Annotated in this window: 9 protein-coding genes; 6 read left to right on the top strand and 3 right to left on the bottom strand. The window is 57.9% G+C overall.

Annotated elements, in window-relative coordinates; genetic code table 11:
- Positions 1 to 246 precede the first annotated feature (246 nt).
- The gene (locus A3714_RS04525; protein WP_062816253.1) at positions 247 to 1,005 is read right to left on the bottom strand and encodes a glutathione S-transferase N-terminal domain-containing protein; all 759 of its coding nucleotides are present in this window, start codon (positions 1,003 to 1,005) and stop codon (positions 247 to 249) included.
- Between the two features lie 287 nt (positions 1,006 to 1,292).
- On the opposite strand from A3714_RS04525, the gene A3714_RS04520 reads away from it, so the two are divergent.
- Positions 1,293 to 2,504, top strand: coding sequence for an acetyl-CoA C-acetyltransferase (locus A3714_RS04520; RefSeq protein ID WP_063508727.1), 1,212 nt, complete (start codon positions 1,293 to 1,295; stop codon positions 2,502 to 2,504).
- 29 nt (positions 2,505 to 2,533) lie between these two features.
- Positions 2,534 to 4,699 (top strand): 3-hydroxyacyl-CoA dehydrogenase NAD-binding domain-containing protein, encoded by a 2,166-nt coding sequence (locus A3714_RS04515; protein WP_062816251.1) that lies wholly within the window; start codon positions 2,534 to 2,536, stop codon positions 4,697 to 4,699.
- A 67-nt stretch (positions 4,700 to 4,766) separates the two neighbouring features.
- Here the strand turns inward: A3714_RS04515 and A3714_RS04510 are convergent, their stop codons facing one another.
- Complete coding sequence (locus tag A3714_RS04510; RefSeq protein ID WP_063508728.1) at positions 4,767 to 5,177, bottom strand: VOC family protein; 411 nt, start codon at positions 5,175 to 5,177, stop codon at positions 4,767 to 4,769.
- Between the two features lie 281 nt (positions 5,178 to 5,458).
- Between A3714_RS04510 and A3714_RS04505 the strand changes: the two genes are divergently transcribed.
- Positions 5,459 to 6,274, top strand: coding sequence for a polyphosphate kinase 2 family protein (locus A3714_RS04505; RefSeq protein WP_062816249.1), 816 nt, complete (start codon positions 5,459 to 5,461; stop codon positions 6,272 to 6,274).
- A gap of 9 nt (positions 6,275 to 6,283) precedes the next feature.
- Positions 6,284 to 7,807, top strand: a complete 1,524-nt coding sequence (locus tag A3714_RS04500; protein ID WP_063525820.1) for a Na/Pi cotransporter family protein — start codon at positions 6,284 to 6,286, stop codon at positions 7,805 to 7,807.
- Positions 7,808 to 7,816: 9 nt separating this feature from the next.
- Here the strand turns inward: A3714_RS04500 and A3714_RS04495 are convergent, their stop codons facing one another.
- Positions 7,817 to 8,212, bottom strand: a complete 396-nt coding sequence (locus tag A3714_RS04495; protein WP_062816247.1) for a response regulator — start codon at positions 8,210 to 8,212, stop codon at positions 7,817 to 7,819.
- Positions 8,213 to 8,486: 274 nt separating this feature from the next.
- On the opposite strand from A3714_RS04495, the gene A3714_RS04490 reads away from it, so the two are divergent.
- Both A3714_RS04490 and purU read left to right on the top strand, forming a co-directional pair.
- Entirely contained in the window at positions 8,487 to 9,506 is a 1,020-nt protein-coding gene (locus A3714_RS04490; RefSeq protein WP_063509480.1) for an AraC family transcriptional regulator, read from the top strand.
- A gap of 31 nt (positions 9,507 to 9,537) precedes the next feature.
- Positions 9,538 to 10,410 (top strand): formyltetrahydrofolate deformylase, encoded by an 873-nt coding sequence (gene purU / locus A3714_RS04485; RefSeq protein WP_062816245.1) that lies wholly within the window; start codon positions 9,538 to 9,540, stop codon positions 10,408 to 10,410.

Here is a 10,410-nt window from a genome sequence, read left to right as displayed (position 1 = left end):
CAAAGCGCCGCAGATCTGCCATTCAGGTCACCTTTTCCGGGGCTTCAAGGCTGACCCACACCCGCTATTGCGTGTTGACGTTGAAACGCTGATGGAGAGACATCTCTCGATTCCCCTTGAGGGGGTAGCGTCAAAATTGCGCCCCTCGTTACCTGGCCGAGGGGCGACCAGCCTCAAAGACGGGGCATGCAAGGTGTTACTCAGAGGCTCCCTGGGCGCACCATTTGTTGATGCGCCGGATTGCCATTATCGGCCGTAAGTCTGGTCCAGATAATCGAGAATATCCGCAGACTCGAACAGTTCAGTGCCCGTATTGGGATCGACCAGGTAAGGAACGGCGATACGACCGGCCCGCTCCATCAGAGCGATGCGGTTTCGCTGACGGGGTGAATAGTCACTGAGAAGACGCCGGCGCATCGGCGGCAATACCCAGTCCTGCCACTGATCCCGTCCGCACTGGCGTAGCAGGTAGGGAAGCTGAAGCTCGGTGAGGCGTTCGCGAACCAGGCGGGCGAAGGGGCTGGCCTCAAAAGAGTAGAGTTCCAGCGCCTGCTCCGGCGTTTTGCTATCCAGGGCGTGCAGGCCCCGTGACGCGCGGGGGAGGGAAGCGGACACCGCCGCTGCCGTGCGCAAACTGCGTACCAGCCAGCGGCGAGGTGCCGGGCGACCACCGTATTCCCGGTAAAGGTAGTCGATGATATCCGCGGACTCGTAAAGGGCAGCCCCGGTATTCGGATCCATCAGGTAGGGGAACTGCTGGCGCCCACCCAGGCGTTCTACCAGGGGACGATAACGCTCCCCCCCTTTGGGACAGGGGAAAATCAGCACATCCAAGTCCAGATCCGTCAATGCTTCACGGACCAGGCGGCAGAACGGGCACCCTTCCATGTCATACAGTTCAAGGGGCTCCTGGGGGTTCTTGCGGTGGCCTTTGCTGGCAATGCCGCGGCCCTGTTGCAGGGCGGAAGCGGCCAGGGAGCGCAGCACCTCGGTGTTATGGGACATAGCGAATTCTCCTGAAACGAATGTCCGGACCTTAGCATCTCTGGGGCGCCCCGCATTGGCCCTTAAGACACCTTGCATATCAAGCGGTTAACCACTGCCCGTTCCGCTCACCCCGGCTGTTAACTCCTGTCATTGAGTGACGGGCGCGGGTAGGGCAATCTCTCGGGTCTACATTTGGCCGGCACCTGTCACTTTGTTACGCATGATCCAACACATGCACAGACAGGTGCTGCCCTTCACAACCCGTCAGCTAAGCTGACATCTGCCTGAGGCAAGAGGAAGGTTCCATGACCGAAGCCTATATTTACGATGCCATCCGTACTCCCCGTGGTCGGGGCAAAAAAGATGGCTCACTGCATACGGTGAAGCCGCTGGACCTGGTGGTCGGCCTGATCGATGAAGTGAAAGCCCGTTTTCCCAATATGGACACCAACCGTATTGATGACCTGTTGTTGGGCGTGGTTACCCCGGTGGGCGATCAGGGCGCCTGTATCGCCAAGACTGCGGCGCTGGCTGCGGGCCTGCCGGATACCGTGGCGGGTTACCAACTGAACCGCTTTTGTGCTTCCGGCCTGGAAGCGGTGAATACCGGTGCCCAGAAAGTGGCCTCCGGGTGGGATGACCTGATTCTGGCGGGTGGTGTCGAAGCCATGAGCCGTATTCCCATGGGCTCCGACGGTGGCGCCTGGGCCATGGATCCGGTGACCAACTACAAGACCGGTTTCGTGCCCCAGGGCATCGGTGCAGACCTGATCGCTACCATCGAAGGTTTTTCCCGCCGTGATGTGGATGAGTTTGCTGCCGAATCCCAGGCGCGCGCTGCCACTGCCTGGGAAAAAGGCTACTTCGGCAATTCCGTGGTACCGGTGAAAGACCTCAACGGCCTGACCGTTCTGGATCGTGACGAGCATGTCCGTGCCGGCACCACCGCCGATGGCCTGGCGGGCCTGAATCCCTCTTTTGCCATGATGGGCGAAATGGGGGGGTTCGATGCGGTAGCGCTGCAGAAATACCACTGGCTGGAAAAGATCGATCACGTTCACCACGCCGGTAACTCTTCCGGCATCGTGGATGGCGCGGCACTGGTCGTACTGGGTAACGAGCAGGTCGGCAAGGATTACGGCATGAAGGCTCGTGGCCGCATTGTCTGCACCGCCATCAGCGGGGCGGATCCCACCATCATGCTGACCGGTCCGGGCCCGGCTGCCAGGAAGGCGCTGGCAAAAGCCGGCCTCAAGGCCAGCGACATCGATCTGTGGGAAATCAACGAAGCGTTCGCCGCTGTGGCCATGCGTTTCATGAAGGACATGGATATCACCCCGGATGTGACCAACGTGAATGGTGGTGCAATTGCCATGGGCCACCCCCTGGGTGCCACCGGCGCCATGATTCTGGGCACCGCGCTGGATGAACTCGAACGTCGCGACAAGAAGTACGCGCTGTGCACCCTGTGTGTGGGCGGTGGCATGGGTATCGCCACCATCATTGAGCGTCTGTAAACCGCGTCGAACGAATTCGGAGAAATGAAATGAGTGAACAAACTGCTATCCGTTGGGAACAGGACGCGGACAACATCGTTACCCTGATTCTGGATGATCCCAATCAGTCCGCGAACACCATGAACGAGCTGTACGGCAAGTCCATGGCCGCCACCGTAGAGCGTCTGGAAAAAGAGAAAGACAACATTGCCGGCGTCATCATCACCTCTGCCAAGAAGACCTTCTTTGCCGGCGGTGATCTGCGTGACCTGCTCAAGGCGAAAAAGGAAGACGGCCAGGTATTCCTGGATAACGTGACCGAGATCAAGCGCCAGCTGCGTGTGCTGGAAACCCTGGGCAAGCCGGTTGTGGCAGCCCTGAACGGTACGGCCCTGGGCGGCGGTCTGGAAATCGCTTTGGCCTGTCATCACCGTGTTGCCATCAACGATAAATCGGCCCAGTTCGGTCTTCCTGAAGTGACCCTGGGTTTGCTGCCCGGTGGTGGCGGTGTCACCCGCGTAGTGCGCATGCTGGGCATCCAGGACGGCCTGATGAAGGTGTTGATGCAGGGCCAGCGGATGAAAGCCGACAAGGCCCAGAAAGTGGGGCTGATCGACGAATTGGCCGCCGACCGTGATGAGATGCTGGCCAAGGCCCGCGAATGGATCAAGGCCAACCCGAAAGCCCAGCAGCCCTGGGACCAGAAGGGTTACAAGATCCCCGGCGGCGACCCCAAGAATCCCAAGTTCGCCATGAACCTGCCGGCCTTCCCGGCCAACCTGAAAAAGCAGATCAAGGGTGCCAACTACCCGGCCCCGCTGGCGATCATGTCGGCGGCCGTGGAAGGGGCCCAGGTGGATTTCGATAATGCCTCCACCATTGAAGGCCGCTACTTCGTGTCCTTGGTCACCAGCCAGGTGGCCAAGAACATGATCACCGCTTTCTTCTTCAACCTGCAGGCGATCAACGCCGGTGCCAGCCGTCCCAAGGATGTGCCGAAATTCCGCGCCGAAAAAGTCGGTATTCTCGGTGCGGGCATGATGGGTGCAGGTATCGCCTATGTGACCGCTCGCAGTGGTGCCCAGGTGGTGCTGAAAGATATCTCCCAGGAAAACGCGGAGAAAGGCAAGGACTACTCCCGCAAACTGCTCGACAAGGAAATCTCCCGGGGCAAGATGACCGAGGAGAAGAAAGAGCAAATCCTGTCCCTGATCCACGCCACGGCGGATGCCAAGGATCTGGAAGGGGTGGACTTCGTGATTGAGGCGGTATTCGAGAGCACCGAACTGAAGCACAAGGTCTTCCAGGAAATCGAGGATGTGGTGAAGCCGGATGCCGTGCTTGGCTCCAACACCTCATCGCTGCCGATTACCGGCCTGGCCAAGGGTGTGAAGAAGCAGGACAACTTTATCGGTATCCACTTCTTCAGCCCGGTGGACAAGATGCCGCTGGTGGAAATTATTTCCGGCAAGGACACCAGTCCGGAAGCGCTGGCGAAAACCTACGATTACTGCCAGCAGATCAAGAAGACCCCCATCGTGGTCAACGATGCCCGTGGCTTCTTCACCACCCGCGTGATTGGCACCTTTGCCAACGAAGGTATTGCCATGCTGGGTGAGGGCATTAACGCCCAGTCCATTGAGCAGGCGGCCATGCAGGCGGGTTATCCGGTAGGCACCCTGAACCTGATCGATGAGATCAACATGGAAACTGCCCTGAAGATCGGCAAGGCAGCCCGTGATGATGCCAAGCGTGAAGGCACAGAGCTGCCGCCGGAGCATCCTGCGGAAGTGGTCATGAAGAAAATGGTCGAAGAGCTCAATCGTCCGGGCAAAGCCCAGGGCAAGGGCTTCTACGAATACCCGGAAAACGGCAAGAAGCACCTTTGGGCTGGCCTGAAAGACGCCTTTGGTGGTGACAAGGAAATCCCGTTCGAAGATATCAAGGAACGGATGATGTTCGTGGAAGCCATTGAAGCGGTGAAATGCTTTGACGAGGGAGTGATGGAATCCGTGGCGGACGCCAACATCGGCTCCATCTTCGGTATCGGCTTCCCGGCCTGGACCGGTGGCGTGATCCAGTACATTAACCAGTATGAGGGTGGCCTGCGCGGTTTTGTGGCTCGTGCCCAGGAGCTGGCCAAGCTGTACGGTGATCGCTTCAATCCGCCGGCTTCCCTGGTGGAGAAAGCGGAAAAGGGCGAAATCTACAAATAACGTGGATGTCGTCTGTTAAAAAGCCCGGCCCTGTGCCGGGCTTTTTTATGTCTATCCGTTGCTGATACTAGCGAGGTCCAACCCAGAAGTGCGGGTTGCAGGCGACTTCCCAGAGATGGCCATCCGGGTCGGCAAAGTAGCCGGCGTAACCGCCCCAGTCGGTGGGCTGGCCGGGTTTGATCCGTTGTGCGCCGGCTTCCCGGGCCTGGGCGAGCAGCTGGTCAACCTGCTGTGGGCTTTCCACATTGTGTGCCATCGCCACTCCCCGAAAACCCTCACCGGCTGCTCCAACGCCGGCATCAGCCGCCAGGTCGTCATGACCGAACAACCCCAGCCAGGTGCCATTCAATTCAAAGAACGCCACCGGCGCATCGTCGGGACCGTGGCGGCGAGGCAGGCCCAGGCCCTGTTCATAAAAGCGGATCGCCGTGGCCAGATCCCTGACGCCAAGGGTGATCATGCTGATGCGTGGTTCCATGAAAATCTCCTTTTTGCGTGCGGGGCTTCTGGATCACGCCATGCGCACTCGCGCGGCCGATATGCTTTTCAGGCCTCCTCTGCCGGCGCTTCCAGGCTGACCGGCACTCGTTGTTGCGGTTTTTCGGTGGATGGACATACACTTTCAAAACCGCGCATTCTGTGCTCTGCGAGTGGGGATTGCGACCCAGCCTGAAAGACTGAGCATGCAAGGAGTTATTCAGAGGCTCCCGAGATCACGCTGCCCATTATGCTCAATACGGTATACCCAAGGGAGTCAGCATGGAACTGGACCGCTTTGGTTGGCCCTCAGGACCGACCCTCAACGTGCAGAGTTTGCCAACACGTTTTCCGGACTCTCCGGAGCCGTGCCTGGATACGGCACTGGCCGGCCTGCAAGAATACCAACGGCGACTGTTTGCCAATCGGCGTAATGGGGTGCTGCTGGTTGTGCAGGGTCTTGATGCTTCCGGCAAGGATAGTTTGATTCGCACCCTGGCCGGAGCAATGGATCCGGCCGCGTTCCGGGTGCACGGATTCAGTCGCCCCCTGGGTGAGGAGGTGGACCATGATTTTCTCTGGCGAGTATGGCGGCATTTGCCGGCCAGGGGGGAAGTGGTGGCATTCAATCGCAGTCATTACGAATCGGTACTGGCCGAACGGTTATGGCCGGTCACCGAGCACAGTAGTGATGACTGGCCACTGAAATATGAGGCCATCAACGCGTTCGAACAACATCTGCATCGGGAAGGCACCCGGATAATCAAAATCTGGCTGAACACCTCTCGCGAAGAACAGCGCCGCCGGCTGTTGAAGCGACTGGACAAGCCTCGCAAGCGCTGGAAGTTCGATCCCGCCGATGTGGAAAGCTGGATGGCGAGGGAATCCTATCTAACGCTGGTCAATGAGACCCTGACGGCAACCCATACCCTTCATGCTCCCTGGCATCTTATTCCCAATGATGACAAGCACCGTGCCAGGGCGGCTGTGGCACAGTTGTTGTTGTCTACGCTTCAGGAGCTGGCACCAGAATATCCCCGTGAAGACCTGCAGTGTATCGAGCACTATCGCCGGGAACTGATGAAAACGCATGATTGAGTTGCAGGTATGAACAGTGTGCTGACCATGATTGCCGGGCTGGGGTTGTTCCTGTTTGCCATGCAATTGGTGGAGCAGGCGGTGCAGACCCTTTTCAGCGAAAAGGCCTCACACTGGCTGCAACGGTCCACCAACACCACGCTGAAAGGCGTTGTGGCAGGTGCGTTGATAACTGCCGTGATGCAGAGCAGCTCCCTGGTCGGATTGCTGGTCCTGGCATTCGTGTCGGTGGGCATCCTACCCCTGCGTCATGCCATGGCAGTGATGCTGGGTGCCAATCTGGGCACTACGGTTACCGGCTGGCTGGTGACACTGCTGGGTTTCAAACTCTCGCTCTCTGCGGTGAGCTTGCCACTGGCGGGGGCCGGTGCTCTTTGCTACGTGCTTTTGCCGAAAGGGTTGTGGCGCTCTGGCGGCCTGTTTTTGCTGGCATTCGGATTGCTGATTTTCGGTCTGGATACCATGAAGGTGGCGGTTGAAGGCGTCGGCCAGCGTTTTGATGTGAGCTGGCTGCAGGGCTACCCACCACTGGTCTATCTGCTGGCCGGCGTGCTGCTGACCGCCATCATCCAGTCGTCGTCGGCGGCCATGTTGATTACGCTATCGGCGCTCAATGGCGGTTTGATCGCCTTGCCGGAAGCCCTCGCGTTGGTGATTGGTGCGGATCTGGGTACCACGAGTACCTTGTTGCTTGGCGCGATCAAGGGCTCCGTGCAGAAGAAACAGGTGGCGGCCTTTCATGTGTTATATAACGTGGGAACGGCCCTGATGGCGTTTTCTCTGATGATGCCTGTATGGCCACAAGTGGCGGCCTGGCTTGGTGTCAATGATCCGTTATATGGCCTGGTGGCCTTTCATACCGGTTTCAACCTGATCGGGATCGTCGTGTTCGCGCCGTTTCTGGCCGCCATGGAAAAGGGGATTGAGAAACACATTGGTAAGCGAGCACATCATGACCTGTTTGCCGATATCAGCCCGCAATCGGTGGAGCCGGCGTTACTGGTGCTGAGTCGTGAGACGGACAGTCTCATTGAGCGGGTCCGCAACTATTGCCGTTACCCCCTGCAGGGGCGTTCCTTGTCGCGTTTCCTGGAGGAGTATGAGCAGGTAACAGATCAGGAAATGCAGTTGGCGGATTATGCCAACCGGCTGGCTCAACAGACCCTGACCGAGGGACAGGAACAGCGCCTCCAGCGGCTCCGGGCTCGGGTTCGCGAGGCCGTTTATGCCTTGAAAGCGTTGAAGGATGTGGCCGATGATCTGGCGCTTCTTGCAGAAAGCCGGGACCCCGGTCTGAAGGGATTCAGTGAGCAGATTTTGCTGGCGCTGGACAGGCTTTACCAGGCATCGCCCGGCGCCGAGCTGGCGGCTGAGCATCGTCTGGCCATGGAGAAACTCCAGCGTGAGGCCTATTCGCTGGTCTCAGGCGCTCGTTTACGGGGTATCAGCGTGTTGAATCTGGCCCGGGAAGTGGATGAGAGCGGGCGGCACTGGTTACGCAGTCTGGCGGTGACAAATGACGTTAGGCAATGAGGGCTGAGGTCAAGCGGAGGCGTCAGAGGGGGCAAGGTTGCCGGCAGCTAACTGGCTGAAAGCCATTTCCAGCCAGCGCCGCAATTCACTGGGTCGCAGGGGTTTGGGCATCAAGGTCTCGCCGCCAGCGTCCAGGCATTGTTGCCGATAGGATTCGCTGTTGTTGCCGGATATAAAAAGGATGGGAGTATGGCCATTCTGGTTGCGGATTTCCCGGGCGACGCTGAAGCCGTCCAGAGACGGTAGTTCCACATCCAGAATCAGCAGATCCACCTTCCGTTGTCGAAAAAGGCGAAGCGCCACTTCACCGTCGGCGGCCAGCACATATTCATGGCCCAGCTCTTCAATGATGCGGCAAATGATCAGACTGACAGCTTTATTGTCTTCGACAACGAGAACATTCATGACTGATTTTGTAACGTAATGACGGGTGGATAACAAGGGTGAAAGATGCGTCAAGGCGATTTTTGTTATTTCCACGTACAATGGCACGGTCGGACCGGGTAAACACTATGTCAATTATAGCGAGTTTCTTTATTATTGACGGCCCGGATTCCGTGCTGAGGATTCGAGAGACAAGCCCGTTGGACAACAATGATGAACGGGTAACCATTTCAGGATACTGAATAAGCGGTTAAGCCGTTTTTTGGCATTGCCAGCGGTGTGAGGGTGGCGGTCGATGTACCAGCGCAGAACAATCAATATCAATCGCGTCGTAAAATTGCTCCAGGGGGCGGCCCGGTCTGGTGCCAGCATTCCCGATCTCTTGGATCAGTGCGACATTCCCCGACAGTTGCTCGATGACCCGAACGGGAGCATTGAGCGCGACACCTTTATCAAGATGATGCTGCTGATCATGCAGCAGACCCAGGACGAGTTCCTCGGTTTCGGCCAGGGGCGCAAATCCAAGCCCGGCACCTTTTCCATGATGGCCCATGCGGTCATCAATTGCCCGACCCTGGGGGCAGCCGTTGAGCGGGGTATCCGTTTTTACGATTTGTTCGAGCTGAGCATGTATTCCCGCATTACGCGAGAAGGCGACATCGCCAGGTTGGTGGTTCGCGCGGACCCCCGTCTGGATTTTCGGGAAGTAATCATCGAGACCTCCCTGTTTGTGTGGCTGCGCTTCATGAGCTGGCTGGTCGGCAAGGCCATTGAGCCGAAACTGGTGAAACTGGATTACACCGATGTGAGAAACGACGAAGAACATCGTTTCCTGTTTGATTGCCCGATTGAGTACAGTGCCGACGAGAGTTCGGTGACCTTCCGGGCCGACTTTCTTGATTTGCCGCTGGTGCAGAATGAGTTGTCCCTGTCCAAGTTCCTGAAGGATTCTCTGACCCAGCTGTTTAACGGCAATATTCATAATGTGGGCCTGCCAGCGCAAATACGGGCCATTATCTCCAACGAATACGGCAACAGTTTCCCCGATTTCACGGAAATCTGCGGTAAACTCAACATGACGCCGCAAACCCTGCGCCGGCGGCTGAAAGAGGCCAATACCAGCTACCAGGAGATCAAGGATTCCATCCGCAAGGATGCCTCGGTCTACTACCTGTCCAAGCCGGATCTGAGCATTGATGAAATTGCCCTGTTGATGGGCTTCAGCGAGGCCAGCTCTTTCCACCGTGCTTTCAAGAAGTGGACGGGCAAGACCCCATCCAGCTTCCGCAAGGAGCACTTCGGCGTCAGTCAGTAATTTGTGCCGACCCGTTAATTCAGGACCTGCAATGACAGTGCAAGACGCCAATACGGCGCGCCTGCTGGTGACCTGTCCGGACAAGCCGGGCATCATCAGCGCCGTCAGTACCTTTCTGTTCAATCACGGTGCCAACATCACCGATTTCGACCAGCATTCCAGCGATGCCCGTGGCGGCACCTTCTTTTTGCGACTGGAATTCCAGACGCCGGAGCTGGACTGTTCCCGGGAGGCCCTGCGTAACAACTTCGCCAGCCGGGTTGCCGAACCCTATGGCATGCAGTGGCAAATCAGCTATGCCAGCGAGAAAAAGCGCATGGCGGTGATGGTGTCACGCCATGACCACGTGATCATGGACCTGTTGTGGCGTACCTCCCGGGGCGATTTGCCTGCCACCATTCCCATGGTGATCAGCAACCATGAAGACCTGCGCGGCGAAGTGGAGCGCTTTGGTATTGAGTATCACCATATTCCTGTCAGTGGCGACAACAAGGCCGAGGCGGAAGCCAAGGCATTGGCGCTGCTCGAGGGCCAGGTGGATGTGATCGTGCTGGCACGCTACATGCAGATATTGAGCAGCGATTTCGTTTCCCATCACCCGCACCGCATTATCAATATCCACCATTCTTTCCTGCCGGCCTTTGTGGGGGCGAATCCCTATCAGCAGGCCCACGATCGTGGTGTCAAACTGATTGGTGCCACCAGCCATTATGTGACCGAAGATCTGGATCAGGGGCCGATCATCGAGCAGAACGTGCAGCGGGTAAGCCATCGCCATTCCGCCGAGGAGCTCAAATCGCTGGGGCAGGATGTGGAGCGTCAGGTGATGCTGCGAGCGGTCCGTTGGCACCTGGAAGACCGGGTGATCGTGGATGGCAACAAGACCGTAGTGTTTGTGAAGTAG

The sequence above is a fragment of the Alcanivorax sp. HI0007 genome (genome assembly GCF_001635525.1).
GTDB lineage: Bacteria > Pseudomonadota > Gammaproteobacteria > Pseudomonadales > Alcanivoracaceae > Alcanivorax.
The sequence above is the reverse complement of the archived record's forward strand: the minus strand, read 5'-3'. Positions and strand labels throughout refer to the sequence as shown.